At 66.2% G+C, this 24,319-nt stretch carries 27 protein-coding genes and 1 other RNA gene; 14 read left to right on the top strand and 14 right to left on the bottom strand.

Translation table 11 applies throughout. The features are described 5' to 3' along the window. Positions 1–53: 53 nt before the first annotated feature. Positions 54–1,079: a D-xylose ABC transporter substrate-binding protein gene (gene xylF / locus AB0T83_RS07300; protein ID WP_366192379.1), complete on the bottom strand. Its 1,026-nt coding sequence runs from the start codon at positions 1,077–1,079 to the stop codon at positions 54–56. A gap of 210 nt (positions 1,080–1,289) precedes the next feature. Between xylF and AB0T83_RS07295 the strand changes: the two genes are divergently transcribed. Further along, positions 1,290–2,537 (top strand): ROK family protein, encoded by a 1,248-nt coding sequence (locus AB0T83_RS07295; protein ID WP_366192378.1) that lies wholly within the window; start codon positions 1,290–1,292, stop codon positions 2,535–2,537. On the opposite strand, the gene AB0T83_RS07290 is transcribed toward AB0T83_RS07295, so the two are convergent. Continuing rightward, entirely contained in the window at positions 2,534–3,280 is a 747-nt protein-coding gene (locus AB0T83_RS07290; RefSeq protein ID WP_366192377.1) for an HAD-IIB family hydrolase, read from the bottom strand. The genes AB0T83_RS07295 and AB0T83_RS07290 overlap by 4 nt on opposite strands. Beyond that, positions 3,277–4,419, bottom strand: coding sequence for an NAD(P)H-dependent glycerol-3-phosphate dehydrogenase (locus AB0T83_RS07285; protein ID WP_366192376.1), 1,143 nt, complete (start codon positions 4,417–4,419; stop codon positions 3,277–3,279). Before AB0T83_RS07285 ends, AB0T83_RS07290 begins: the two co-directional genes overlap by 4 nt. A 115-nt stretch (positions 4,420–4,534) precedes the next feature. On the opposite strand from AB0T83_RS07285, the gene AB0T83_RS07280 reads away from it, so the two are divergent. After that, positions 4,535–5,587: a Glu/Leu/Phe/Val dehydrogenase family protein gene (locus tag AB0T83_RS07280; RefSeq protein ID WP_366192375.1), complete on the top strand. Its 1,053-nt coding sequence runs from the start codon at positions 4,535–4,537 to the stop codon at positions 5,585–5,587. Between the two features lie 15 nt (positions 5,588–5,602). On the opposite strand, the gene AB0T83_RS07275 is transcribed toward AB0T83_RS07280, so the two are convergent. From AB0T83_RS07275 to AB0T83_RS07235, 9 genes are all read right to left on the bottom strand, one after another. Next, positions 5,603–6,511, bottom strand: a complete 909-nt coding sequence (locus AB0T83_RS07275) for a LysR family transcriptional regulator (protein WP_366192374.1) — start codon at positions 6,509–6,511, stop codon at positions 5,603–5,605. Between the two features lie 78 nt (positions 6,512–6,589). Continuing rightward, positions 6,590–7,039, bottom strand: a complete 450-nt coding sequence (dtd, locus tag AB0T83_RS07270) for a D-aminoacyl-tRNA deacylase (protein ID WP_366192373.1) — start codon at positions 7,037–7,039, stop codon at positions 6,590–6,592. After that, positions 7,039–7,962, bottom strand: coding sequence for a carbohydrate kinase family protein (locus AB0T83_RS07265; RefSeq protein ID WP_366192372.1), 924 nt, complete (start codon positions 7,960–7,962; stop codon positions 7,039–7,041). Before AB0T83_RS07265 ends, dtd begins: the two co-directional genes overlap by 1 nt. 111 nt (positions 7,963–8,073) lie before the next feature. After that, positions 8,074–9,186: a TFIIB-type zinc ribbon-containing protein gene (locus AB0T83_RS07260; RefSeq protein ID WP_366192371.1), complete on the bottom strand. Its 1,113-nt coding sequence runs from the start codon at positions 9,184–9,186 to the stop codon at positions 8,074–8,076. Positions 9,187–9,196: 10 nt separating this feature from the next. Next, positions 9,197–10,324, bottom strand: coding sequence for an SPFH domain-containing protein (locus tag AB0T83_RS07255; RefSeq protein ID WP_366192370.1), 1,128 nt, complete (start codon positions 10,322–10,324; stop codon positions 9,197–9,199). A 1-nt stretch (position 10,325) separates the two neighbouring features. Beyond that, the gene (locus tag AB0T83_RS07250; RefSeq protein ID WP_366192369.1) at positions 10,326–11,366 is read right to left on the bottom strand and encodes a DUF2927 domain-containing protein; all 1,041 of its coding nucleotides are present in this window, start codon (positions 11,364–11,366) and stop codon (positions 10,326–10,328) included. Positions 11,367–11,375: 9 nt separating this feature from the next. After that, positions 11,376–12,533 carry a toxic anion resistance protein gene (locus AB0T83_RS07245; protein ID WP_366192368.1) on the bottom strand — a complete coding sequence of 386 codons (1,158 nt, stop codon included), beginning with the start codon at positions 12,531–12,533 and terminating at the stop codon, positions 11,376–11,378. 20 nt (positions 12,534–12,553) lie between these two features. Continuing rightward, positions 12,554–13,420: a 5-bromo-4-chloroindolyl phosphate hydrolysis family protein gene (locus AB0T83_RS07240; protein WP_366192367.1), complete on the bottom strand. Its 867-nt coding sequence runs from the start codon at positions 13,418–13,420 to the stop codon at positions 12,554–12,556. Positions 13,421–13,619: 199 nt separating this feature from the next. Then, on the bottom strand, positions 13,620–14,498 hold the full coding sequence (locus tag AB0T83_RS07235) for a pseudouridine synthase (protein ID WP_366192366.1): 879 nt from the start codon (positions 14,496–14,498) through the stop codon (positions 13,620–13,622). A gap of 75 nt (positions 14,499–14,573) precedes the next feature. Between AB0T83_RS07235 and AB0T83_RS07230 the strand changes: the two genes are divergently transcribed. Next, a complete protein-coding gene (locus tag AB0T83_RS07230) occupies positions 14,574–15,041 on the top strand; it encodes a nucleoside deaminase (RefSeq protein WP_366192365.1) in 468 nt (155 codons plus the stop codon). Continuing rightward, the gene (locus tag AB0T83_RS07225) at positions 15,041–15,652 is read left to right on the top strand and encodes a DUF5671 domain-containing protein (protein WP_366192364.1); all 612 of its coding nucleotides are present in this window, start codon (positions 15,041–15,043) and stop codon (positions 15,650–15,652) included. Before AB0T83_RS07230 ends, AB0T83_RS07225 begins: the two co-directional genes overlap by 1 nt. 9 nt (positions 15,653–15,661) lie before the next feature. Here the strand turns inward: AB0T83_RS07225 and AB0T83_RS07220 are convergent, their stop codons facing one another. Continuing rightward, entirely contained in the window at positions 15,662–16,354 is a 693-nt protein-coding gene (locus AB0T83_RS07220; RefSeq protein WP_366192363.1) for a metal-dependent hydrolase, read from the bottom strand. A gap of 14 nt (positions 16,355–16,368) precedes the next feature. On the opposite strand from AB0T83_RS07220, the gene AB0T83_RS07215 reads away from it, so the two are divergent. From AB0T83_RS07215 to AB0T83_RS07170, 10 genes are all read left to right on the top strand, one after another. After that, positions 16,369–17,085 carry a ceramidase domain-containing protein gene (locus tag AB0T83_RS07215; RefSeq protein WP_366192362.1) on the top strand — a complete coding sequence of 239 codons (717 nt, stop codon included), beginning with the start codon at positions 16,369–16,371 and terminating at the stop codon, positions 17,083–17,085. Positions 17,086–17,116: 31 nt separating this feature from the next. Next, entirely contained in the window at positions 17,117–17,404 is a 288-nt protein-coding gene (gene gatC / locus AB0T83_RS07210) for an Asp-tRNA(Asn)/Glu-tRNA(Gln) amidotransferase subunit GatC (protein ID WP_193142585.1), read from the top strand. Beyond that, complete coding sequence (gene gatA / locus AB0T83_RS07205; protein ID WP_366192361.1) at positions 17,404–18,891, top strand: Asp-tRNA(Asn)/Glu-tRNA(Gln) amidotransferase subunit GatA; 1,488 nt, start codon at positions 17,404–17,406, stop codon at positions 18,889–18,891. The genes gatC and gatA overlap by 1 nt, the downstream gene beginning before the upstream one ends. Before the next feature lie 4 nt (positions 18,892–18,895). After that, positions 18,896–19,480 (top strand): hypothetical protein, encoded by a 585-nt coding sequence (locus AB0T83_RS07200; protein ID WP_366192360.1) that lies wholly within the window; start codon positions 18,896–18,898, stop codon positions 19,478–19,480. Continuing rightward, complete coding sequence (locus AB0T83_RS07195) at positions 19,477–20,157, top strand: N-acetylmuramoyl-L-alanine amidase (protein ID WP_366192359.1); 681 nt, start codon at positions 19,477–19,479, stop codon at positions 20,155–20,157. The genes AB0T83_RS07200 and AB0T83_RS07195 overlap by 4 nt, the downstream gene beginning before the upstream one ends. Before the next feature lie 12 nt (positions 20,158–20,169). Next, an RNA gene (gene rnpB, locus AB0T83_RS07190) (RNase P RNA component class A) lies at positions 20,170–20,561 on the top strand. A 114-nt stretch (positions 20,562–20,675) separates the two neighbouring features. Continuing rightward, on the top strand, positions 20,676–21,425 hold the full coding sequence (locus AB0T83_RS07185) for a DUF533 domain-containing protein (RefSeq protein WP_366192358.1): 750 nt from the start codon (positions 20,676–20,678) through the stop codon (positions 21,423–21,425). 192 nt (positions 21,426–21,617) lie between these two features. Continuing rightward, the gene (gene rpmG / locus AB0T83_RS07180; RefSeq protein WP_193142580.1) at positions 21,618–21,785 is read left to right on the top strand and encodes a 50S ribosomal protein L33; all 168 of its coding nucleotides are present in this window, start codon (positions 21,618–21,620) and stop codon (positions 21,783–21,785) included. Positions 21,786–21,960: 175 nt separating this feature from the next. Continuing rightward, a complete protein-coding gene (locus tag AB0T83_RS07175) occupies positions 21,961–22,257 on the top strand; it encodes a hypothetical protein (RefSeq protein ID WP_366192357.1) in 297 nt (98 codons plus the stop codon). A gap of 87 nt (positions 22,258–22,344) precedes the next feature. Then, entirely contained in the window at positions 22,345–23,463 is a 1,119-nt protein-coding gene (locus tag AB0T83_RS07170) for an acyltransferase family protein (protein ID WP_366192356.1), read from the top strand. Between the two features lie 57 nt (positions 23,464–23,520). On the opposite strand, the gene AB0T83_RS07165 is transcribed toward AB0T83_RS07170, so the two are convergent. Then, positions 23,521–24,297 (bottom strand): Bax inhibitor-1/YccA family protein, encoded by a 777-nt coding sequence (locus AB0T83_RS07165; protein WP_366192355.1) that lies wholly within the window; start codon positions 24,295–24,297, stop codon positions 23,521–23,523. Between the last annotated feature and the right edge of the window lie 22 nt (positions 24,298–24,319).

Raw genomic sequence — 24,319 nt, 5'->3', positions numbered from 1 at the left:
GGGCGTGCCCGCGCAAGGACGCGGACACGGAAAGTGTTTGTCTGACCGTCAGATCAGTTGCACGGAGCCGGCCCGGCGGTGACGCCCTGGCACAGTTTCTCCTGTTCGATCCAGCCCGCGTCGACGACGGCGGTCAGGTTCTCGGCGGTCACCGGGACCGGCGCCAGGAAGACGGCGGTCAGGTCCTTGCCACTGGGCGAGGTCCAGGTCTGTGCGCCGGGGATGTCGGCAGGGGCGGTGCCGCTTGCCAGTTCCAGCGCGATGGCTGCACCGGCCCGGCCAAGATCACGTGCGTCCTTCCACACGGAAACCGTCTGGGTGCCAAGCGCCACACGGTTCAGCGCGGCATGATCGCCATCCTGACCCGAGACCGGGATTCCATCCATGCCCTGGGCGGTCAGGGCCGCGACCACGCCGCCGGCGGTACCGTCGTTCGACGCCACGACCGCGTCGACCGCGTTGTCATTGGCGGTCAGGATCTGTTCCATGTTCCGCTGGGCGTTGGCCGGAAGCCAGCCGTCGGTATAGGCCTCGCCAACGATGGTGATGTCGCCAGCGTCAATGGCTGCCTGCAGAACTTCCTGCTGACCGCCACGCAGGAAATCCGCGTTCGGGTCGGTGGGCGAGCCCTTGATCATGACGTAGTTGCCCTTGGGTGCCGCCGCGAGAACCGCACGGGCCTGCATCCGGCCAACCTCGACGTTGTCGAAAGTCAGATAGAAGGCGCGGGGATCGTCGATCAGTCGGTCATAGCCAACCACCGGAATACCTTCGTCCGTGGCTGCCTGCACGGCCGGCCCGATGGCCTGGCTGTCCTGGGCCAGAATGATCAGCGCGTCCACGCCCTGTGCGATCAGCGCCTCGACATCCGACAACTGCTTGGACGGCGACGACTGGGCGTCGGCGCTCACGTAGGTGGCGCCAGCTTCGTCCAGAATGGACTTCATGGCGGCCTCGTCGGTCTTCCAGCGCTCTTCCTGGAAGTTGGACCAGCTGACCCCGACGGTCAGATCCTGTGCCATGGCTGTAGACGACAGCCCAACTGCTACGGCGGTGGCCGCAAGAAATGCTTTATGCATGTATTCCTCCCTGTATTGCCCGAATCTGGGCCTCCGGAACCTCCGGATGCGGGCAGAATGGCATATTTATTTTAGTTGTCAAAAATAAAAAAACGTCATTAGGGTGGAAAATGATCGAAATCGGGGGTCTTTGGGAAACAATGCCCAAGAAGCTTAAACGATTTTGCTGCATTGCAGAAGGAATTGTTCGTTGCGTAAAGTAATCATGTGATGGAGCAGGTCGCCCCCAAGACCGTGCAGACGCAGGGCAGTGGACCCTTGCTGGTGGATGCCGCGCGCGGAAAGAAGCCGCTCAGCCAGCAGGTGCTGGAGCGGATCCGCGCTGCCGGCCGCATCTCGCGCAGCGATGTGGCCAAGGATCTGGGCGTCTCGCCGGGGTCGGTCACCGCGATCGTCAGCGGGTTGATGGAAGCCGGGCTGGTGCGGGAGAATCCAAAGCCGCATCGCGATTTCTCGCGCGGACGACCTCCGGTTGAACTGTCGCTGGTGCACGACGCGCGGCACGTCATCGGCGTGACCTTGCGCGACGGCGTGCACAACGCAGTACTGACCGACTTCACCGGGCGGGTGGTGGCCGATGCCACGCTGGAATGCCCGACCGGCCGCAAGGAGCCTGATGAGTTGCTGGCCGATCTGAACGCCTTGGTGGCCGATCTCCTGTCGCGCAGCGGCCTTGAGCGGTCCGATATTTGCGGCGTGGGCATCGGGCTGCCCGGCTTCATCGACCACCAGTCCGGGCTGGTGCACTGGTGCCCCTTTCTGCGCGACAAGCGCGTGCCCCTGGGCGATTTCCTGTCCCGCAATCTGCCATTCGCGGTCTATCTGGACAACGATGTGAACCTTCTGGCCATGGCGGAGCTTTGGTTCGGCATGGGACGCGAATTGTCCAATTTCGCGGTGTTCACCATCGAACACGGCGTCGGCATGGGGCTGATCCTGGACAACCGTATCTACCGGGGCGCGCGGGGCATCGGGCTGGAAATCGGACACACCACGATCCAGGTTGACGGCGCCCTGTGCCGCTGCGGGCAGCGCGGCTGTCTAGAGGCCTATATCGCCGACTATGCGTTGGTGCGCGAGGCGTCGACCGCGCTGGAATGGGACAGTTCCGTCGCGCGCTCTTCGGACCAGACGCTGGAGATCCTGTTCGATCAGGCCAAGGCGGGGAACGAGGCCGCGCGGACGATCTTCGCGCGTGCCGGGCGCTATCTGTCTAGCGGGCTGGCCAATGTGATCCGCGTCTTCGACCCGGAATTGCTGATCCTGTCGGGCGCGCGGCTGCGCTATGACTACTTGTACGCCGAAGAAGTCCTTGGCGGCGCGCATCGGTTTTCCGACTGGATCGGGCGCGAGCGGACCCGCATCGCCGTCAACACCTGGGGCGACCTGGTCTGGGCACGGGGAGGGGCGGCGCTGGCGCTGTCTGCGGAAACAGACCGGATCGGCGCGGGGCTCTAGGCGTCTGGGCCAAGGCTGCGGCGGGCCATGGCTTCCAGGATCCCCGCCGCGCCCTTGCGGGTGGCGCGAAAGACGTGCGGAAGCCCGTCCAGCGCGGACAAAAGCGCCGGTTCGGCATTGCCGACGGCCACACCGGGCAGCCCGCTGACCAGCATCGACAGATCGTTGAGCGTGTCGCCAGCAGTCAGTACGCGCGCAGGCGTGACCTGCAGGCGGTCCAGCACCCGCAGCAGCGTCGGACCCTTGCTGACCCCCTTTGGCAGTACGTCGAAATCTCGGTTCTGGGAAATCAGCAGGTCGAGGCCCATCGTGCGCACTGTGGCGGCGCTGCGCGAGGTCAGCCGAGCGGGATCCATGTCAAAACTCAGCCGGTGGCGGAACGGCAGCACCTGTTCGGTCAGCCCCGGATGCCCGGCCAAGGCGCGCCGCACCCGGTCCGTTGCCCCGTCCCAGCGCGCGGCGATGGGGGCCTCAAGGTCTGCATCCGCCACCGCCGTGCCGTCGCTGGAAATCCGGTAAACGCTTGTTCCCACGTCGCAAATGGCAATATCGGGGCAAGGATGACCGGTGCGCACCAGATCGCTGACGAATGCCACGGGCCGTCCGGTGACGTAGATCAGCCCGGTCTGCACCCGGGTTTCTTCAATCCAAGAATAAAGTCTGCGTCTGGCCCGACGCGGCCCGCCCAGAAACGTGCCATCCAGATCCGTGGCCAGCACGAAACCGCAGTTCGACAGGCTCATGGGGCGGGTTTGGCCTGCGGGCGGCGGGCGGAGTGCGAGACCGGGTTCGACAGGCTGACCCCCAGGGTACCGCTTTCGCCCTGCAAGGGGCGCGACCACAGGCGGGCGAAGGTCTCCTCCATCGGTGCGCCCTGGTGCAGCACCGCGTTGACCGCCGCGCAGATCGGCATTTCAACGCCGACGCGGGTGGCCAGATCCATGACCGAGGGCGCGTTGACCTCGCCCTCGACCACCACCGGGCGGCCTTCGAAACAGGCCGCACGGGCCAGCCCCCGCCCAAGCTGGGTGCCCAGCGACATGTTGCGCGAGGTGGTGGAGGAACAGGTCAGCATCAGGTCGCCCGCGCCGGACAGCCCCGAAATGGTTTCGGTCCGCCCTCCCAGCGACAGCGCCAGACGGGTCATCTCGGCCATGCCGCGGGTGATCAGCAGGGCGCGGGTGTTCTCGGCAAAGCCGGCCCCGGTCAGCATGCCGCAGGCGATGGCGATGACATTCTTGACCGCACCACCGACCTCGACCCCGATCACATCGTCCGAGATATAGGGCCGGAAGCTGGGCGCGCTCAGCGCCAGCGCCAGCCGCGCCGCCGGGCTTTGGCCCGGATGCAGCCGGTCGCGGAAGTTGAACGGGAAGGCGATGGTGGCGGCGGTCGGGTGGCCCAGTGCCGCCTCTCGCGCGAAGGTCGGCCCCGACAGCGCGCCGATGGGATGGCCGGGCAGGGCGTCCTCGGCCACCTGGCTCAGCGGCAGGCCGCTGCCGCGTTCGATGCCCTTGCAACACAGGGCCAGCGGGATGCCCTTGGGCAAATGCGGGCGGATCTGGTCGCACATCGCGTGCAGCGTGGCCGAGGGCGTGACGATCAGCGCCGCCTCCGCGCCGTGCAGCGCCCGGCCCATGTCGGTGGTGGCCGCGATGCCATCGGGCAGCGGTACGTCGGGCAGATAGCGGCTGGCGCGGCTGTCTTCGCGGATCTCGCGGGTGACCTCTGCGTCGCGGCCCCACAGGGTGACCCCGCGCCCCGCCTGTCGCGCCACGCTGGCCAGGGCGGTGCCCCAGGCCCCGGCGCCGATCACGGCGATGCGAGAGGGCGCGCCGCCGGCGCCGTGCAGGATGTCGTCGGGGGTAAAGTCCAGGGCCATGGGGTTCCGTCCAGAAGTGCTGGTCCGAGAGAGCATGAAATCACCGGGTTTGTCATGCCCTGATTGCTTGGATAGGAACAGATGGGACCGGTTCGCACGGAAGGAGCCCTGGCGCATGTTCACCCACCCCGATTTCGACGCCCATGAAATGGTGACCTGGATCCAGGATCCGCATACCGGCCTGCGAGCGGTGATCGCCGTGCATTCCACCGCCCTTGGCCCCGGCATGGGCGGCTGTCGTCTTTGGACCTATCCCGATGCGGCGGCGGGTCTGACAGATGTGCTGCGCTTGTCGCGGGGCATGTCGCTGAAGAACGCCATGGCTGATCTGGCGCTTGGCGGCGGCAAGGCGGTGATCTTCGGCCCCGTGCCGGAGGATGCCGCAGCGCGCCGGGAGGCGTTCCGCGCCTTCGGCCGGGCGGTGGCCAGCTTGGGCGGCAAATACGTCACCGCCGAGGATGTCGGCGTGTCGGTCGCCGATATGGAGGCCGTGGCCGAGGAAACGCGCCATGTCTCGGGCTTGCCGCCTGCGGGCGGGGCGGTGGGCGGCGATCCGTCCCCCTACACCGCGCGGGGCGTGTTGCGTGGGATCGAGGCGGCGGTGGCCCGGCGTCTGGGGCGGGCCGATCTGGACGGCCTGCGGGTGGCGGTGCAGGGCACCGGCAACGTCGGCGGGTCGCTGTGCCGGATGCTTGCCGAACGTGGCGCCGATCTGGTGATCGCCGAGGCCAACACCGCGCGCCGCGATGCGCTGGCGGCGGACCTGGGTGCCGAGGTGGTGGAAGGTGACGCCATTCTGAGTGCCGAGGCGGATGTCTTTGCCCCCTGCGCCCTTGGCGGCGTGCTGACCGCACAGAACGTGGCCGGGCTGAAGGCAAAGATCATTGCCGGGGCAGCCAACAACCAGTTGGCGGACGAGGCCGCAGGTCATGCACTGGCCGCGCGCGGCATCACCTACGTGCCCGACTATGTGCTCAACGCTGGCGGCATCATTGCCGTGGGGGCCGAATATCTGGGCGACAAGACCCGCGATCAGGTGATGACGGCGGTGGACGCCATCGGCCCGCGCGTGGCCGAGCTTCTGGCCCGAGCCGAGGCCGAGGGTCAGCGCACCGACCTTCTGGCCGACCGCATGGCCATGGAACGGATCGCCGCCGCGCGCGGCTGAGTGGGGGCGGGGGGCTTACATCCCGCTGCGCAGCACCCCGCCGTGCAAGGTGCCATCGGGAAAGGCGTTTTCCAGCATCTCCAGAAAGGCGCGCAACCGGGCGGTCAGGGCCTGCGGGCCGGGATAGACGAAGGCGATCTCGTCGGGCGGGATCTGCCAGCCGGCCAGAACCTCGACCAACTGTCCCTGGGCCAGTTCTTCTTCGACCAGATACAGCGGCAATTGCGCCACGCCCGCCCCGCCAAGGGCCGCGTGTTTCAGCGCCGGGTAGGAGGTCATTGCCACGCCGCCGGCCAGCCGCACAGTGCGCTCCTGCCGCCCATTCACGAAATGCCAGCTGTGCACCAGACCAACGCCGTGAAACAGCACCGGCAAGCCGGCCAGATCGGCCGGATCCTCAAGCTTGCGGGCGACGATCTGCGGCGCGGCCACCACCACCCGATGCGACTGCGCGATGGTTCTGGACACGAAAGGGGTGTCATGGGGATGGCCCACGCGCAGTGCGGCGTCGAAGCCTTCCTCGACCAGATCGGGCTGGCTGTCGGTCAGCACCACCTCGATGGTCAGGTCGGGATAGACCCGGCGGCTGACCGCCACGATCTGCCCCATGAAGCTTTGCCCGAAAAGCACCGGCGCGGCGATGCGCAGATGCCCCGCCACCCCGTCGTCGGCGGGGCTGAGCGCGCGGGTGATCTCGCCCGCGTCCGCCAGAATGCGCTTGGCCCGCGACAGCACCAGCGCGCCTTCGGGGGTCAGGCTCAGCTTGCGGGTGGTGCGTTCGATCAGGCGCACGCCTAGCGCGGCCTCAAGATCCTGAATGCGTTTGGAAACCGTCGATTTCGGCGTGCCCAGCTTGCGAGCTGCCGCCGCGAAGGACCCCTCCGAAGCGATGGCGGTAAATTCGCGAAGTGCGTTAAGATCCATGCCCTGCCGTCCAGCTTTTGGACTATGAAACATGCCCGCCGGTTGCTGCCAAGATGCAATTGGCGCGGGCCGCGCGGTTCAGGCCGGATCCTGCGTGTCGATCCAGATGGTGACTGGCCCGTCGTTGAGCAGTGATACCTTCATGTCCGCGCCGAAGATGCCGGTTTCCACAGCGATACCCAGATCCGCCAGGTCGGCGGCGAAGGCATCAAACAGCGCCTGGCCTTCGGCGGGCGGTGCTGCGCGGGAAAACCCCGGACGATTGCCGCGCGAGGTGTCGGCGGCCAGCGTGAACTGGCTGACCACCAGCGCACTGCCGCCGATGTCCGTGACCGAGCGGTTCATCTTGCCGGCGTCATCCTGAAAGATGCGCAGCTTGGCGATCTTGGCGGCCAGCTTTTTCCCTGTGGCGGCATCGTCGCCCTGCATGGCGCAGACCAGAATCAGCAATCCGGGCCCGATCTTGCCGGTGCTGGCGCCCTGGGCGACCACCTCGGCATGGGCCACGCGCTGGATCAGGGCGCGCATCAGGCCAGTTCGGCGCGGGTTGGCGGATTGGCCCCGGCGCGCGAGACGGTGACCGCTGCGCAGCGGGCGGCAAGGCCAAGGGCGGCGGTGAGCGCGGCGTCATCCAGCCCGGACAGGGCCTCTTTCGACAGGGCGTCGGCATCGGCCAATGCGGTAAGAAAGCCTGCGTTGAACGTGTCGCCGGCACCCACGGTGTCAACGACCGTAACTTTCTGCGAGGGCACGAAGACCGCGCGGTCGGCGGTGATCCCATGCGCGCCTTTGGCGCCTTCGGTGACCAGCACCAGCCTGGGCCCCTTGGCGATCAACTTGCGGGCAAGCTCGACCGTCGCGCCCGGACCCATCAGCCATTCCAGATCCTCGTCCGACACTTTCACCACGTCGCTGGCGGCGAACATGCGATCCAGACGGGCGCGATAGGCGGTCTCGTCGCGGATGAATCCGGGGCGGATGTTCGGGTCGATCATGATAAGGCGGTCGCCTGCGACCTGCGCCAGAAGCAGGGCATAGGTGTCGGCGCAGGGGGTGACCGCAAGGCTGATGCCCCCGAAAAACACCGCCTGCACATCGTCGGGCACCTGCGGAAGGTCGGCCGGGGCCAGCATCCGCCCGGCGGTGTTTTCATCGTAGAAGGCGTATTTTGCGTGGCCATCGGTCAGGGTGACGAAGGCCAGCGTCGTGGGCCGGTCCGACACCGCAATAAGGTCGGTGCCCACATGCGACGCGGCTAGGCTGGCGGTCAGTTGCTGGCCGAACAGATCGTCCGACAGGCCGGTGAACATGCGCACCGGAACGCCTAATCGCCCGAGCGCGATCGAGGTGTTGAACACCGCGCCGCCGGAATAGGGCTGGAAACAGGCGCCACCGTCGGCGCCTTTGCGCGGCAGCATGTCGATCAGGGCTTCGCCACAACACAGGATCATCTTGGGTCTCGCTTTTATTGTTCGGGGCCGTTGCGCCGGGGTCGATGGGAATGTTAGCGCTCACGTAAGGGAAAGGCCATGTGGACGGCAAGTCTTTTTGCCAAGGCCGGGTCAATATCCGCCGCCGCCATTCTGCGCGGCGAACAAAAACGCGGCCCCCGCCGCCAGCACCAGCGCGGCGATGACGGCCAGTGCGATCTTGCCCTTCGAATAGGGCCGCTCGCCCTGCACGCGCCCGGTCTGGCCGTTGATGACGAATCGATAGCTGCGGCCCTGGTACTTGTAGGCCGCCACCCAGATCGGCAGCAGCACATGCTTGAAGGTTACATCCGAAACCCGGGTCTGGATGTTGTGCACCCGCTGCCGGTCGCCGCCGATGTCGAACCGCACGTCCCGCTCGATCACCCGGTCCATATGGGCGCGGGCCTCGTGAAATCCCTCGTCCAGCTCGACGGTATAGGCCTCGGCCCGCATTCCGGCCAGATACTCCGGGTTGTAGGGCACCAGTTGCGACAGATCCCACGGGGGCAGAGCGTCGGTGAAAGTCTTGGGCAGCGAACGCGCCGCCAGCACCAGCACATCGTCGAACATACGCGCCACCCGGCCCGAGGCACGGCGCCAGCGGATGCGGGCCACCCGCTCGGTCTGGCGCTGGCCGTTCCGGGTGACGGTGCGCGAGGTGTAATAGACCGTGCCGCGCTCGCCGCGATAGTCCGAGGCCGTGCGTGCATCGAAGGTCCAGTAAGGGATATAGACCCCGTCCATCTTGCGCCCGTGGCGGGCGTATTTCTGCAGGCCCGAGGGGGCGAACCACAACCGACCCAGCCAGTTGGTCATGGCCTTGCGCGCGTCGGGCTCGCTCAGCAGGAAGGGCAGCAGGGCCTTGGGCTTGATGTGGCGGTTGGTGCCAGTGTCGGCGACGATGGGGCTGGCGCAGAAGGGACATTCCTTGCCATGGGTGGCGCCGTCGAATTCGACCTCGGCCCCGCAACTGCTGCAGGAGGCGGTTCGGGTTTCCTCCATTTCCGCCAGCGGAAGCTGTTCCTTCAGCGCGGCGGCAAAGTCCAACTCGCGGATGGCGCTGCCGCCCCACGGCCCGGTGGACAGATCGCGGGCTTCGTCCTCATAGCCGCAATGGTCGCAGACCAGCTTGCCCGACGCCGGATCGAAGCGCAGGTCGGCACCGCATTGGGCGCAGGGAAAGCTGTGGGTTTCGACGGTCATCGGGGGCGGGTCAGTCGTCCAAAGGCGGGGGCGGCGGCAGCACGGTAAACAGTTGCGCCAGTTCGGTGACCTCCTCGGCGCGCAGCCAGCCGTCCTGCCCGGCGGTCCAGACATGGGTACGGCGGGTCAGGCGGCCTTCCGTGGCCATCCGGCCCATGTCGGCCTTGGAAAACGGCCCCGTTGTCTGGCCCTTTTCGGCGATGTGCCAAACGTGCTCGACCGGTAGCGGGGGCGGTACGGCAGTGGCGTCGGGCTGGGCCTGCGCGGCGGGGCGGGTGCCCCAGGGACCGGCAGCATGGGTCATCTGCTGGCCCATGGCCATTCCCATGCCGGCACCGATGCTCGCCCCCATGCCCGAATTCGGCGTGGCGGCGGCGGTGGTCATCGCCTCGGCGGCGGAATAGCGGGTGTATTCGCCCAGATCGCCTGCCAACCCCATCGAGGTGCGCTTGTCCAGCGCCTTTTCTACCGCTGGCGGCAGCGAGATGTTCTCGATGTACAACTCGGGCATGGTCAGTCCATACCCTGCCAGCGTCGGCGCAATCTCGGCGGCAACCAGCTTGCCCAGATCGGCGGTGTTGGCGGCCATATCCAGCACCGGGATGCCCGAGGCGGCAATGGCGCGGCTGAACTCCTGCACGATGATGTTGCGGATCTGGAAGCTGATCTCGTCCATGGTGAACTCACCGTCGGTGCCGACAATCTCGACCATGAACCTGGCCGGGTCCGTCACCCGGATCGTATAGGTGCCGAAGGCCCGCAGCCGGGTTGGCCCGAACTCGGGATCACGCAGCATGATCGGGTTCTTGGTGCCCCACTTGAGGTTGTTGAACCGCGTGGTGTTGACGAAATAGATCTCGGACTTGAACGGCGAGCGGAAGCCATGATCCCAGTGCTGCAGCGTGGTCAGCACCGGCATGTTGTTGGTTTCCAGCATGTAGAGACCTGGGGTGAATACATCGGCCATCTGGCCTTCGTGGATGAACACCGCCGCCTGGCCCTCGCGCACGGTCAGCTTGGCGCCGTACTTGATGGCGTGGCCCTGACGTTCGAACCGCCAGACCATGGTGTCGCGGGTGTCATCGGTCCAGTGGATGACATCGATGAATTCCCCGGACAGGAAATTGAAAAGGGACATGTCAGGTCTCTCCTTGTAGCGGGGGGATCTCGGTGTCGGCCTCGGGCGCGGTGGCCAGAGTCGGGATATCGTCCGCCTCGGCGTCCGGCGTCGGATCCGGCTCGGGCAGCAGTTCGGCGGCAATGGTGCGCACGATCGGCGCGGCTTCGGGCGCGGTCATGCCCGGGCGCAGGCGCGGATCGTAGAGGATCGTAAGCATCAGCGTGTCCTGCGTGGTCAGCAGGGCGAATTCCTCGTCGTCGTTGAAGATCGACGGGCGCACATCGGGGCTGTCGTTGGCCAGCCCCAGGCCTTGGGTGATTTCCTCGTGTAGGCACGACTGGCGCAGCAGCGGCGGATGCTCGGCCCGCACCACGCCGATGGCGCGGCGATAGACATTCGGGGCGCTGTCGGCGGAAAAGGCGATGATCAGGCAGAAAGTGCTGGTGGGCATCTGAGTGATGGCGCGTAGCACCCCGTCCGAAATGCCTGGCATGTTCTTCCGCAGCATCGGTTCCAGCGCGCGCCGCTCGTCCTCGTTGACCACATAGACGGTCAGGTTGCCGGGGCCGCTGGTGGTGCGGATGTCATGGCCGCTGGCGCTGCGCAGCCGCCCGGTCAGGGCCTTCACCGTGTCGTCATCGACCGCGCGCTGTGCTGCGCTGACCGAGGTGCCATAGACCAGACCGATGCGCACCGGGTCCTGCCAGCGCCGCAGCGGGCTTTCGGTCTCGCGCGCGACCAGCCGACCCGAGAGCGAGGCGTATTCGTCGAACAACGCGATCTGCATGAAGTTCCGGGCCAGCAGATCTGCATCAAAGGGGGAGTCCAGCCCGCCGCCATCTGTGCGCAGCAGCCCGCGCGTGACCAGATCTTCCTCGATCCTTGCATAGCGGGCGGCCAGGGCCCGGCTTTCCTCGGACACCTCGACCTCCGGCGCAAGATCGCCGCGCGGCACCGCCCGTGGGGCGGTGTCAGGGCTCAAGGGCATCTCGCAGGCCGTCACCAGCATCAGCGCGGCCAGGGCGGCCGCCATGCGGGACGAGACTGCGGGACAACCCATGATCCGGCCTCAGGCTTTGGGCGCGGCGGCCTTGGCCGACGCCAGGGTGTCGCGAAGCTCGGCCTCCATCTGCTGCAGCTCGGCCTCGGCGGCGGCGCGCTTGGCCTTGCCCTCGTCGGCGATCTGCAGGCTTTCCTGAATGGTGGCGATGAGATTGTCGTTGGCCGCCTTCACCGCCTCGATGTCGAAGACGCCGCGCTCGATTTCCTGCCGGACGGCCTTGTTGGCGGTGCGCAGATTCTCGGCGTTGGATTGCAGCAATTCGTTGGTCAGATCGGTGGCTTCCTTCACCGCCCCGGCGGCCTGTGCCGAGCGATTGATGGTCACCGCCTGTGCCAGCTGGGTTTCCCAAAGCGGCACGGTGTTGACCAGCGTCGAGTTGATCTTGGTGATCAGCGACTTGTCGTTTTCCTGCACCAGCCGGATCGAGGGCAGGCTCTGCATGGTGACCTGACGGGTCAGCTTCAGGTCATGGACCCGGCGTTCCAGATCGTCGCGCGCAGCCCGCATGTCGCGCAATTCCTGTGCGGCAATGACCTGATTGTCTTCCGGCGCGGCACTGACCTCGGCATCCTTGGCGGGGATCGTAACCGCGTCCAGTTCGTTCAGCTTGGCCTCGCCCGCCGCAATGTAAAGCGCCAGTTCGTCGTAGAACCCCAGCGTCTTTTCATACAGCAGATCCAGCGACTTGATGTCCTTCAGAAGCTGGTGCTCGTGGCCCAGAAGATTGTCGGTGATCTTGTCGATCTGGCCCTGAACATCCTCGTACTGGGCCATGAATTTCGCCATCGGCTCCATCTTGCCGGTCAGCTTTTCCCACCACGACCGCTTGCGGTTCGGGTCCAACTCGTCAACCGAAAAGCCGCGCAGGGTGGTGACGATCTCGCGCAGGCTGTCGCCCGCCGGTCCCACATCTTTGTTGCGCACGTCCGCCAGCATGGCCTGGCTGATCTCCTGCAACTCGGCCTGTGCCTTGGACCCGAACGCGATGATCGAGCCGGTCTGGCTCATGTCGATCTCGTTCATCCGGCGGCGGATTTCATCGGCCACCGGGGCGTCGGCCTGCTCCAGCACGACAAGCTCGTCTTTCGGGGCGGGCAGGGGGGCGGCCAGATCGGCCAGCAGCGCGGTCTCGGCGGCGGCCTTGGTGCGGGTCTCTTCGGACATGAGGGGCTCCTTGTCTGAAATTACTGTTCCCGCGCAAGGCGTTCGCGCAGCACCTCGATTTCGACATCAAGGTCGGTGCGGTTGTCCAGCAGCAGGGTTTCGGTCTTGGCGGCAAAATTTGCGTCCAGATCGTCCAGCAGGGCGGCATAATCGGCGCGCGCCTGGGGATCGCGGGTGCGGGCATGAATGTCGGCGAATTTCACCGTCGCGTCGCGGGCGCCCAGAAGGTAGACGCCCAGAAACTTGCGGGCGGCGGTCAGGTCGCGGGGATCTTCCTCGACGGTGCGGAACATCTTGCGCACGGTGTCGGCGAAACGATCAACCCGCACTTCCAGCTTGCGGTCCCCGGCGCGGGCGATGGCGGCGCGCATCTCGTCGAGGTATTTCTCGGCCTCGCGCACCGCGCGCTCCACCCGGTCCGACTGGAACCGGTCGATCTCTTCCATGCCCTTGTCCTTCAGCGGGTCGATGCCGAAGGACAGGCTGTGCAGCACCGCACCCAGAACCGTGAAGATACCGGCATTCAACAGGCTGCCATCGGCCAGCCCGGCCAGCCCAAGGCCCAGCCCAGTCAGGGCCGAGCCGAACAGCTTGCGCGGGATCGCCGGACGTTTCGAGATGCGCCGCTCGTTGTAGGCGTCCTCGGCCCGCAGCCCGTCGCGGGTCAGCCAGGCGGCCAGCATCAGCGTCGCGAAACAGGCCAGGTTCAGGGCCAGCCCCAGTGGTTCGGCCCGGAAGGCCGAGATCAGGAAGGGAAACGGCAGCAGGAACAGGAAATTGACGCGAAAGCCGACGCGGCTGCGGATCTTTCCGTCATAGGGATGAACCTCGGGCAGATCGCCCGCCGTGGCGCCGGGGCTGAACTTGCCGCCGAACCGCTGGGCCATTACACCGCTCCCGTGAAGGCAACGTAAAGCACCAGCAGCACAAGCAGGGTGTATGACAGTTTTTGCATTCCCGTCCCGGACATGGCCATCCTCGAATGATCTCTGACTTCAAGAGATAGGGGACGAATGCGCCCCTGTTAAGGGAGGATGGCACGATGCGCCGGTTCTGCAAGCCCCGCGTGGCGGGAAATTTGACCCTTCAGCGCGGACCGGGCTTGCCGCGCCGGACAGGCGCGGTGGCCTTGCTACCGCGAGCGGGTTTTCCCGGACCCGCCGACCCGCGCTTTCCGGCGGGCGGTGTGGAGGCAGGGTCGTCACGGCGGCTGCGTTGCGGTTTGGGGCGTGCCGGGCCAAGGCCCAACTGGTCGCGCACGACACGCGGCTTGACCTCTTCCACCTTCCCGGCCTTCAACTCGCCCAGCTGGAACGGGCCATAGGACACGCGGATCAGCCGGTTTACATCCAGCCCGACGGCCCCCATGGCACGGCGGATCTCGCGGTTGCGGCCTTCGCGCAGCCCCACGGTCAACCAGGCGTTCGACGCCTGCTGCCGGTCCAGTTGCACCGACATCGGCTGAAACCGTTCGCCGTCCACGGTGATGCCCTTGCGCAGCGGCTCCAGCGTGTCGTCCGTTGGCGCGCCCTTGACGCGGACCCGGTATTTGCGAACCCAGCCGGTGGCAGGCAGTTCCAGCTTGCGCTTGATCTCGCCATCATTGGTCAGCAGCAGCAGCCCTTCCGAGTTCAGGTCCAGCCGCCCCACGCTCATGACCCGTGGCATATCCTCGGGCAGGTTCTGGAACACCGTCGGGCGATCCTTCTCGTCGCGCTCGGTCGTCACCAGACCCGAAGGCTTGTGATAGAGCCACAGCCGCGTCGGTTCGGCCTCTTCCACCGGTTTGCCATCGAAGGTGATGCGATCGGAGGGCATGACATTGACGGCAGGGCTGGTGATGCGCTTGCCGTTCAGGGTGACGCGGCCGGCGGCGATCAGCTTTTCGGCATCGCGGCGCGAGGCGATCCCGGCGCGGGCCAGGACTTTGGCGATCCGGTCGCCGGGAGGGGTCTTGTCGGTCATGTCACAGCCTTAGTCCTCAGGGGCGGGAAACGAAAGCCTGTTGCATGGGCGCGGGGCCAAAGGCAAGAAAGGATGATGAGCAACTTCCATTCCCACATGAGCCTGGCGCTGGACGAGGCCCGCGCCGCCGCCGAACGCGGCGAGGTGCCTGTGGGGGCAGTTTTGGCGGGGCCGGACGGGGTGGTTCTGGCGCAGGCGGGCAACCGCACGCGCGAGATGGCCGATCCGACCGCCCATGCCGAGATGCTGGTGATCCGGCAGGGCTGCGCGCGGCTGGGGTCGGAACGGCTGACCGGGTGCAGCCTGTATGTGACGCTGGAGCCCTGCGCCATGTGTGCGGCGGCCATCGCGGCGGCGCGGGTGGCGCGGTTGTACTATGGCGCGGCGGACCCGAAATCCGGCGGGGTAGCACACGGCGCGCGGATCTTCACCCGCGCCCAAAGCCACCACAGCCCCGAGATCTATGACGGCATCGGCGCGCAAGAGGCCGAGCGTCTTCTGAAAACATTCTTCGCGGATTTGCGTGTAGGGAGACCGGCCTGATGTCCCGTGCCCAGTTGCAGACCTTCGTGCGCGAGGCGCTGGCCACTGGTCAGGATCGCGGCGCCATTGCCGCAGCACTGGCCCACGCCGGCTGGGATGACCGCGAGGTTGCCCGCGCGCTGGATCTTTACGCCGACAGCGATTTTCCGGTGCCCGTGCCACGCCCCCGTCCGGCAATCTCGGCCCGCGATGCGCTGTTCTATGCGCTGATGTTCATCGCGCTGGTGAATGCCGCCCTGGCGCTGGTCCACCTCATGCACGCGGGGATCGAACAGCTTTGGGGCGATCCGGAAACCCGTTTCTACAACACTGACTGGTGGCTGGCCGAGTTTCTGGTCTTTACCCCGATCTACCTGCGGCTGGCGCATCTGGATCGCCGCAATTGCCGCCGCGATCCCCGGCGGCGGCTGTCGCCAGTGCGGCAATGGCTGACGGCGTTGGCGGTGCTGGTCGCGGCGGTCAGCTTGCTGGGCTGTTTCGTTGTCACCATCCACGGCGCGCTGCAGGGCGACCGAGAGCTTGTGTTCTTCGCCAAGACCGCTGCGACCGCCGTTGTTGCCGGGGCCGTGCTGCTGATGTTCCTGCGGCCCGCTGATCTGGACGACCGCTAGACCCGTGGCCTACAGGATCAGCGTCTCCATCACCTCGGGGGTCTTTACATCCACGTTCGGCAGGGCATCGACCAGCGGCTGGGCCGATTGCTCCAGCAGCGGGAAGGTCTTGTAGTGGCAGGGGATCACCGTCTTGAAGGTGAAAAACCGTTTGGCGGCATAGGCCGCCCGCGCCATGTCCATGGTGAAATGCCCGCCACAGCACAGGATGCCGATTTCCGGGTGGTGCAGATCCTGGAACAACTCCATATCCATCATCACATCGGTATCGCCCGAGAAATAGATCGTGCGACCGCCCTGTGCGATCATGAACCCGGCCTCGCTGCCTGCATACATCGGCCCGTGATCGGTGCCCAGCGACGAGGAATGCACCGCGTGCACCATGGTGACCTTGACATTGCCCAGTTGCACGGTGCCGCCCTTGTTGAAACCGACGCCATGGATGTCTTCGGAGGCTTCCCAGTGCGAGACGATGTCGAAACTGCCCACCACCGGGATCTGAAGTTCCCGCGCGATCTCCAGAACGTCGCCGGTGTGATCGAAATGGCCATGGCTCATCAGGATGGCGGTGGCCCCTTTGATGGCCTCGGCCAGGCGATCTTCGGGGAAGGCCGGGTTGCTCTCAAGCCAGGGATCGACCAGCAGGATCTGATTGCCGATCTCGATGCGAAAGCCCGCGTGGCCAAGCCAGGTGATTTTCATGAGAGCCTCCCTACATGTCCCAAGGCAAGGTCACGATAGCACAGGGCGGGGACAAGGGAATGGATCTGACGCAGGCGCTGGATGGCTATTGCGAGCGGCTTGGGCCCGCGTTCTGGGCCGAGCCGTGGAATGCCCTGTCGAACCTTGCCTTTCTCGTGGCGGCGCTGGTGATGGCGCGGCGGTTGCGCGGACAGGCGTTGCCGCTGGCGCAGGTGCTGACCGGGCTGCTGGCGATCATCGGGCTGGGCAGTTTCCTGTTTCACACAACAGCACAGGTCTGGTCGGCGCTGGCCGATACACTGCCCATCGTGCTGTTCGCGTTGGTCTACCTGTTTGCCGCCAACCGGGCCTATCTGGGGCTGCGGCGGCTGCCTGCACTGGGGCTGGCCCTGCTGTATCTGCCGTTGACCGCCGTGCTGACGCCATTGCTGTCGGCGCTGCCCTTCTTTCGCATTTCGGCGATGTACTGGCCGCTGGTTGGTGCGTTTCTGAGCTATGCGCTGGTGCTGCGCGCCCGGCTGCCGCAGGTGGCACGCGGGCTGGTCATTGCCGGGGGGCTGCTGACGGCATCATTGACCTTCCGGTCGCTGGACATGCCCCTGTGCGGTGCGGTGCCCATGGGCACGCATTTCCTGTGGCACGTCGTGAATGCGGTGCTTCTGGGCTGGGTGATCGAAGTCTATCGCCGCCATCACCTGCGCTCGCTTGCAGCCCCGGCTTCGGACCGCTAAAGCGGGGCGCAGCACAATTACGGAGACACGCATGTCGATCGACCGCGACACCGCCGCGCGCGTGGCCAAGCTCGCCCGCATCCGGGTGGAGGAGGACGCGCTGCCCGCCCTGGCCCAGGAATTCAACACCATCCTCGGCTTCATCGAACAATTGGGCGAGGTGGATGTAGACGGCGTGGAGCCGATGGTTTCGGTCACGCCCATGCGCCTGAAACGGCGCGAGGATGTGGTCACCGACGGTGACCAGCAAGACAAGGTTCTGGCCAATGCGCCGGACGCCCGCGAAGGCTTTTTCGCAGTGCCGAAGGTGGTGGAATAATGTCGGACCTGTCGAAACTGACCATCGCCGCCGCCCGCGACGCCCTGCGCGCCGGCGAGACCACGTCTGCCGAGCTGACCGAAGCCTGCCTGTCGGAAATTGACACCGCCGGTGCGCTGAACGCCTTTGTCCACAACACCCCCGAGATCGCGCGTCAGCAGGCCGTGGCCGCGGACGCGCGGATCAAGGCCGGCGATGCGCCCGACATGTGCGGCATCCCGCTGGGCATCAAGGATCTGTTCTGCACCAAGGGCGTACCGTCGCAGGCGGCCTCGGCCATCCTGAACGGGTTCAAGCCCGAGTATGAAAGCACCGTCACCACCAAGCTGTGGGACGCGGGCGCGGTCATGCTGGGCAAGCTGAACATGGATGAATTCGCCATGGGCTCGTCGAACGAGACCTCGACCTATGGCAATGCGGTCAACCCCTGGCGGCGCGGCAATGAAGACACGGCGCTGACGCCCGGCGGTTCCTCGGGCGGCTCGGCCGCTGCAGTGGCCGCCGACCTGTGCCTTGCGGCAACGGGCACCGACACCGGCGGCTCGATCCGCCAGCCCGCGGCCTTCACCGGCATCACCGGGCTGAAGCCGACCTACGGACGTTGCTCGCGCTGGGGCATCGTGGCCTTTGCCTCCTCGCTGGATCAGGCCGGACCGATGACAAAGACCGTGCAGGACGCGGCGATCATGCTGAACGCCATGGCCGGGCACGATCCGCTGGACAGCACCTCGGCCGATCTGGCGGTGCCGGATTTCGAAGCGGCGATCACCGGCGACATTCGCGGCCAGAAGATCGGTATTCCCAGCGAATACCACATGGATGGGATGCCGGCGGAGATCGAGAAGCTCTGGGCCGACGGACGGGACATGCTGCGCGATGCGGGGGCCGAGATTGTCGATATCTCGTTGCCGCACACCAAGTACGCGCTGCCCGCCTACTATGTGATCGCCCCGGCAGAAGCCTCGTCGAACCTGGCGCGCTATGACGGCGTGCGCTTTGGCCATCGCGCCAAGCTGGCGGCGGGCGACGGCATCACCGAGATGTACGAAAAGACCCGTGCCGAAGGCTTCGGCGCCGAAGTGCAGCGCCGCGTCATGGTCGGCACCTATGTGCTGTCGGCGGGCTTCTACGACGCCTATTACAACCGCGCCCGCAAGGTGCGCACCCTGATCAAGCGCGACTTCGAGACCGTCTTTGCCGAGGGCATCGACGCCATCCTGACCCCGGCGACGCCCTCGTCGGCCTTCGGGCTGGGCGAGATGACCGATGCCGATCCGGTCAAGATGTACCTCAACGATGTGTTCACCGTGACCGTCAACCTGGCCGGTCTGCCGGGCATCGCGGTGCCCACGGGCATCGACGGTCAGGGTCTGCCGTTGGGGCTGCAACTGATCGGCAAGCCCTGGGAAGAGGGCGCGCTGCTGAACCAGGCCAGCGTGCTGGAAAAGGCCGCCGGATTCGCGGCCAAGCCCGCGCGGTGGTGGTAAGCTGATGCGCGCCGCCCCGATTGCCGTCACCCTGTCGCTGCTGGTGCTGGCCGCCTGCAGCCCCTCGGTTCCCGATTCGGGAAATGTGGTCTATCTGGAGCCGGTCTCGCCCGAGGCCCGTGCCGCCCGCAACGCGGCGCTGCAAGGCACCTCGGGGCGCGGCACGGTGGGGCTGGAACCGGTGGCGGGAAGCACGACGGCGGTCAGCAGCACGCCCGGTGCCGTCGGCAATGACACCACCTATACCGGGGCCGCGCCTGCGCAGATCACCCATGTGACGCCCCCGGCGGTGGCGGTAGAACAGGTCGAGGCGCGCCCGGTGCCCTCGCGCCCGTCGACCGGCGCGCCGTCGGTGGTGGGCTTTGCCCTGGACACCTCGCACCCGGTGGGGCAGTCGGTCTATGCCCGCTCCAACCCCTCGGCGGAGCGCGCGGCGCGGGCCTGCGCCCGCTATGCCTCGGACGATCTGGCGCAAGCGGCCTTCCTGAACGCGGGCGGGCCGGAGCGTGACAGCGCCGGTATCGATCCCGATGGCGACGGCTATGCCTGCACCTGGAATCCGGAGCGGTTTCGCAAGGCGATCCGGTGATCTGGCATCCCTCGCCGAACTTCGGCCCCCGGCGCAATGGGGCGCAGCCGGGGCTGATCGTTCTGCATTACACCGCCATGGACAGCGCCGAGGCCGCGCTGGAGCGGCTGTGTTCCACCGAGCATGAGGTGTCGGCCCATTACCTGATCGGACGCGATGGCACCTGCTGGCAGCTGGTTCGTGAGGCCGACCGGGCTTGGCACGCCGGGGCAGGTTTCTGGGCCGGGCAGGGGGATGTAAACTCCCGCTCCATCGGGATCGAGTTGGACAATGACGGGAAAACTCCGTTTTCCGAGCCGCTGATAGCGCGGCTGGAGGCGCTGCTGGGCAAGGTCATGGCCGCTTGGCAGATCGCGCCGCAGGCAGTCATCGGCCATTCCGACATGGCGCCGGACCGCAAGTCCGATCCGGGCGCGCGCTTCGACTGGCGCCGACTGGCGCGGCAGGGTCTGGCGGTCTGGCCCGAGGCCGCGACCGCACCCGCAACGGACCCGGACGCCTTCGCGCGTCTTGCCCGCGCCTTCGGCTATCCCGATGCGTCCCACGACGTCCTGCTGACCGCCGTTCGCGACCGGTTTCGTCCGGCGGCACGCGGGCCATTGTCGGCGGAAGACATGGCGGTGATTGCCGATCTGGCCCGCCGCTTCCCCGTTGACCCCGCTGCCGTCCCGGCCTAACAGGCGGCACGCGCGGATGGCTGGATGATCGCGGGCAGCAATGTTCGAGGAAAGTCCGGACTCCATGAAGCAACGGTGCCGGGTAACGCCCGGCCGGGGAAACCCGAGGGAAAGCGCCACAGAAAACAGACCGCCATGGGGCAGGTCGGCCTTGCCGATACCGTCCATGGTCAGGGTGAAACGGTGGGGTAAGAGCCCACCGCGCGGCTGGCAACAGTCGTGGCACGGCAAGCCCCACCGGGAGCAATGCCAAATAGGGATCTCATGCGGCTTTGTCCGCAGGCCGCTTCAGCCGCGAGATCCGGGTTGGCAGCTAGAGCGTATCGGCAACGGTGCGCCCAGAGGAATGGTCATCCAGGGGGGCAACCCCCGGACAGAATCCGGCTTACAGGCCATCCGCGCCCTTCATTCCCGCCCCTGCGACGACGCGGAGCCGGAAAGGTTTTGCAATATGGTCGCTTTGGGGGTCCTCTTGACCCAGCGGGAAGCATTGCCCGCCTGAAACGGGAGGACCAGAAATGAGCTTCATGCGAACGCTAGCCACCGTCGCCATGGGATTTGCTGCGGCGAAGGGGATGGACAAGTTCAAGAACATGGGCGGCATGGCCGGGATGCAGGACATGATGTCGGGCATGACCGGTGGCGGCAGCGGCCTTGGCGGCATGGGCATGGGCGGCATGACCGACCAGATTGCCCAGATGGCCGAAAAGATGGGCGTGCCCGGCGGCGGCAAGGCCGTCAAGGATATGATGAGCAGCTTCGGCGGCATGGGCGGCAGCAGCAACGACGGCGCGGCGGCCATGGGCCTTGGCGGGCTGATGTCGGCCATGGGCGGTGCCGCCGCGGCCAGCGGACAGCAGATGGATGACATGCTGGGCGGCATGTTCGCCAAGACCCCGGTGTCCGTGGCCGCCGAATCCAACGCCAAACTGATGATCCGCGCCATGATCCAGGCCGCCAAGGCCGATGGCGAGATCGACAAGGAAGAGCAGGCCAAGATCCTCGATCAGCTCAAGGATGCCGATCCCGAGGAGGTTGCCTTCGTGAAGGCCGAACTGGCCGCGCCGGTCGATCCGATGGGGCTGGCGCAGGACACGGGCGAAGCCATGAAGGCGCAGGTCTATTCCATGTCGCTGATGGCCGTGAAAGTCGACACAGCCGCCGAGGTCACCTATCTGCGGCAGCTTTCGACGGCGCTTGGCCTGACCGATGCGGCCCGCGATCAGGTGCATCGCGCCATGGGCCTGCCGCCCTTGCCGCGCGGCTGATCCGGCAGGGTCGGGCTGCACCTGTGGACGCACAGACAGCGGCGGACAGCCCGGCCTGCCATTCCTTGCGGCTTTGCGCGCCTTGCCCCGGATTTCCGGGCGGTTTCTCTTGACACCGGGGCGGGCATCCGTAAAAGGCGGGTTTCATGAATTCTTCGGGTGGTCCGTTCCGCCCGGTTGAGGAGACCTCCCATGGCGAAGCCGACCACAATCAAGATCCGCCTGAACTCGACCGCGGGCACCGGCCACTTCTACGTGACCAAGAAAAATGCCCGCACCATGACCGAGAAGATGGTGACCAAGAAATACGACCCGGTGGTGCGCAAGCACGTCGAGTACAAGGAAGGCAAGATCAAGTAAGATCGCCGACCTTTCGAAGTTTGGGGCCACGCATTGCGCGTGGCCTTTTTCGTTTGCGGCGGAGTCCGCACGGGCAAGATTCCGCGACGCGTGAAGAAATGCTCAAAGGGCTTTGGCAAGCCGCGCAGCGCGCGCTAGGCTGGCGGCGAACCACATTGCACAGGGAGATTCGACAATGATGAATGGCTTGAAGATTGCCGGCGGGCTTGCCGTTGTACTTGGCCTGATGGGCTGCGACATGCCTTCTGGCAGCACCGGCGGGACGCCCACGGTGGCCGAGAGCGCCTGTGCTGCTGCCGTGGCCGATGTGACCCAGAACCCGATGATCGCCGTGACCTCGTCGGAGTTCTCGGAAGCGGGCACCTATGTGACGCTGGCCGTCGGGGAACAGAAAGCGCCGTGGAAGTGCATTGCCTACAGCGATGGCAGCACCGACGGGGTGGAATTCCTTGGCTCCGAGGGGGCGCTGTAGCACCCTGCGATCGACCATGACGATGCGGCAAACGCGCGGAGCAATCCGCGCGTTTGTCATTTTTCCTGACAGAAGTCTGGCTGTCGCATGCCCTTGATCCTGTCGCAGGCCGATGCCGCGAAACGCAATGACATTCCCGGTCTCGACGGGCTTCGGACGCTGGCTGCCGGGATCGTGGTTCTCAGCCATATGTCAAACGCCGGGTGGCTCAGCCTTGGCGGGTTGTCCTTCGCGGGCTGGGGCAAGATCGGTGTGTTCGTGTTCTTCTTTCTCAGCGCCTTCCTGCTGTCGCGCATCCAGACCGGGCAAGGCGCCGGGTTCTGGACGCCGGGCGGGCTGACGGCCTATGGGCTGCGCCGCCTGGCCCGGATCGTACCGCTCTACCTCCTGTACCTGACACTGGCGCTGGTCACCACATGGGCGCTGCAAGCCTCAGGCCAGCGCGCCACGGCCGCCTTTCCTTTCCCGCTGTGGTGGCAGGAGTACCTCGGCCACCTGACCCTGCGCGACGGCAAGAGCGTCACCTGGAGCGTGCCGGTCGAACTGAAATACTACCTGCTGCTGCCCGTGGTCACTCTGGGCTTCGACCTTCTGCAGCGGCAAGGGCGGGTGGCGATCTTCGGGGCCGGTCTGGCGGGGTTTGTGGCGCTGGCGGTGCTGTCGCGCGACGTGGCGGCCAGCAACAGCGTCGCGCTCTGGCCCTATCTGAGCTGCTTCTGGGCGGGATCACTGGCGGGCGTCCTTTCGGCCTTGGCGCAGGCGCGCGGGGTGCGCCCGCCGCGCAGGGTCGCCGGTGCGGGCATGATCGTCGGGGGGATCGCGCTGGTGCTGACCATCCCGGACCTCTCGGATGCCCTGTTCGGCGATGCTGTCACCGCCACGCTGCGGACATGGCTGGTGCCGCTGGCCAGCCTGTGCGCCGGGCTGCTGGTGCTGGGGCTGGAATTTGGACCACGCCCGTTGCGGCGCCCGTTCGAGACGCCGCTGATGCGGGCCGGCGGGGCGCTCAGCTTTGGTATCTATCTGTGGCACATGGCGGTGCTGGACCAGATCGCCCTGCGCACGGATTTGACCGGCGGGCTGGCCATTCTGGCGCTGCTGGCGGGAACGCTGGCCCTGTCGCTGGCCAGCTACCTGACGATCGAAGCCCCGATCCTGCGCCGCAGCCAGCGGCTGGCCCACCGCCTGACCCGCCCGCGCCCATGAAAAAACCCGCCGGAGAGGCTCCGGCGGGTTGCGATCTGTTCAGGCTCTGACCTGCATTTACTCGCGGTTGCCGAGGAATTGCAGCAGGAACATGAACATGTTGATGAAGTCCAGGTACAGGCTCAGCGCGCCCATGATGGCGGCCTTGCCCAGCCATTCCTGATCCCCGGCCTGAGCCATCTGCAGGTAGGTGGTCTTGATCTTCTGCGTATCATAGGCGGTCAGCCCGGCGAAGATCAGCACACCCAGCACCGAGATGGCGAAGGCCATGGCCGACGAGGCCACGAAGATGTTGATGATCGACGCGATAATCAGACCCACTACACCCATGATGAGGAAGGTGCCAAGCGCGCTCAGATCCTTCTTGGTGGTGTAGCCGTAGAGGCTGAGCGAGGCGAAGGCGATCGAGGTCACCAGGAAGGTGGTCACGATCGATTCCCCGGTGAACACCAGGAAGATCGAGCTGAGCGACAGGCCCATCACCGCAGCGAAGGCATAAAACACTGTCTGCGCCGTGGCGGCCGACATGCGGTTGATCCCGGCCGAGAAGCCGAAGACGAACAGCAGCGGTGCGAACATCACCAGCCATTTCAGCGGCGAGGTGTAGATCGCGGCGCCAAGGCTTGTCAGATAGGTGTCGGCACCGATTTGCGCTGTGGCGCCGGTGGGGTCGCTGGTCACGGCAAGGCCGGCAATGGCCCAAGATGTCAGGGCCGTGATCAACATGCCGATCGACATGGTGCCGTAGACCTTGTTCATATGGGCGCGCAGGCCCTCGTCGATCTGCGCGGTACGGGCCCCGGCCTGTGCGCGGATCGTCTGATATTCAGCCATGAAGCTCTCTCCTGTCATATCT

It is taken from the genome of Meridianimarinicoccus marinus, from assembly GCF_040689105.1.
Taxonomy (GTDB): domain Bacteria; phylum Pseudomonadota; class Alphaproteobacteria; order Rhodobacterales; family Rhodobacteraceae; genus Meridianimarinicoccus; species Meridianimarinicoccus marinus.
This window is presented reverse-complemented; position numbering and strand designations above follow the sequence as displayed.

Excerpts from the sequence above, each read along its gene's own strand:
- AB0T83_RS07240 (WP_366192367.1), bottom strand. The coding sequence starts at position 13,420 with ATGGCCCAGCGGTTCGGCGGCAAGTTCAGCCCCGGCGCCACGGCGGGC.
- AB0T83_RS07225 (WP_366192364.1), top strand. The coding sequence starts at position 15,041 with ATGTCCCGTGCCCAGTTGCAGACCTTCGTGCGCGAGGCGCTGGCCACT.
- AB0T83_RS07200 (WP_366192360.1), top strand. The coding sequence starts at position 18,896 with ATGCGCGCCGCCCCGATTGCCGTCACCCTGTCGCTGCTGGTGCTGGCC.
- AB0T83_RS07170 (WP_366192356.1), top strand. The coding sequence starts at position 22,345 with ATGCCCTTGATCCTGTCGCAGGCCGATGCCGCGAAACGCAATGACATT.
- AB0T83_RS07255 (WP_366192370.1), bottom strand. The coding sequence starts at position 10,324 with ATGTCCCTTTTCAATTTCCTGTCCGGGGAATTCATCGATGTCATCCAC.
- AB0T83_RS07280 (WP_366192375.1), top strand. The coding sequence starts at position 4,535 with ATGTTCACCCACCCCGATTTCGACGCCCATGAAATGGTGACCTGGATC.
- AB0T83_RS07235 (WP_366192366.1), bottom strand. The coding sequence starts at position 14,498 with ATGACCGACAAGACCCCTCCCGGCGACCGGATCGCCAAAGTCCTGGCC.
- AB0T83_RS07285 (WP_366192376.1), bottom strand. The coding sequence starts at position 4,419 with ATGGCCCTGGACTTTACCCCCGACGACATCCTGCACGGCGCCGGCGGC.
- gatC (WP_193142585.1), top strand. The coding sequence starts at position 17,117 with ATGTCGATCGACCGCGACACCGCCGCGCGCGTGGCCAAGCTCGCCCGC.
- dtd (WP_366192373.1), bottom strand. The coding sequence starts at position 7,039 with ATGCGCGCCCTGATCCAGCGCGTGGCCCATGCCGAGGTGGTCGCCCAG.
- AB0T83_RS07175 (WP_366192357.1), top strand. The coding sequence starts at position 21,961 with ATGATGAATGGCTTGAAGATTGCCGGCGGGCTTGCCGTTGTACTTGGC.
- gatA (WP_366192361.1), top strand. The coding sequence starts at position 17,404 with ATGTCGGACCTGTCGAAACTGACCATCGCCGCCGCCCGCGACGCCCTG.
- AB0T83_RS07275 (WP_366192374.1), bottom strand. The coding sequence starts at position 6,511 with ATGGATCTTAACGCACTTCGCGAATTTACCGCCATCGCTTCGGAGGGG.
- AB0T83_RS07295 (WP_366192378.1), top strand. The coding sequence starts at position 1,290 with ATGGAGCAGGTCGCCCCCAAGACCGTGCAGACGCAGGGCAGTGGACCC.
- AB0T83_RS07220 (WP_366192363.1), bottom strand. The coding sequence starts at position 16,354 with ATGAAAATCACCTGGCTTGGCCACGCGGGCTTTCGCATCGAGATCGGC.
- AB0T83_RS07185 (WP_366192358.1), top strand. The coding sequence starts at position 20,676 with ATGAGCTTCATGCGAACGCTAGCCACCGTCGCCATGGGATTTGCTGCG.
- AB0T83_RS07215 (WP_366192362.1), top strand. The coding sequence starts at position 16,369 with ATGTCCCAAGGCAAGGTCACGATAGCACAGGGCGGGGACAAGGGAATG.
- AB0T83_RS07290 (WP_366192377.1), bottom strand. The coding sequence starts at position 3,280 with ATGAGCCTGTCGAACTGCGGTTTCGTGCTGGCCACGGATCTGGATGGC.
- AB0T83_RS07250 (WP_366192369.1), bottom strand. The coding sequence starts at position 11,366 with ATGGGTTGTCCCGCAGTCTCGTCCCGCATGGCGGCCGCCCTGGCCGCG.
- AB0T83_RS07165 (WP_366192355.1), bottom strand. The coding sequence starts at position 24,297 with ATGGCTGAATATCAGACGATCCGCGCACAGGCCGGGGCCCGTACCGCG.
- rpmG (WP_193142580.1), top strand. The coding sequence starts at position 21,618 with ATGGCGAAGCCGACCACAATCAAGATCCGCCTGAACTCGACCGCGGGC.
- xylF (WP_366192379.1), bottom strand. The coding sequence starts at position 1,079 with ATGCATAAAGCATTTCTTGCGGCCACCGCCGTAGCAGTTGGGCTGTCG.
- AB0T83_RS07265 (WP_366192372.1), bottom strand. The coding sequence starts at position 7,962 with ATGATCCTGTGTTGTGGCGAAGCCCTGATCGACATGCTGCCGCGCAAA.
- AB0T83_RS07245 (WP_366192368.1), bottom strand. The coding sequence starts at position 12,533 with ATGTCCGAAGAGACCCGCACCAAGGCCGCCGCCGAGACCGCGCTGCTG.
- AB0T83_RS07230 (WP_366192365.1), top strand. The coding sequence starts at position 14,574 with ATGAGCAACTTCCATTCCCACATGAGCCTGGCGCTGGACGAGGCCCGC.
- AB0T83_RS07260 (WP_366192371.1), bottom strand. The coding sequence starts at position 9,186 with ATGACCGTCGAAACCCACAGCTTTCCCTGCGCCCAATGCGGTGCCGAC.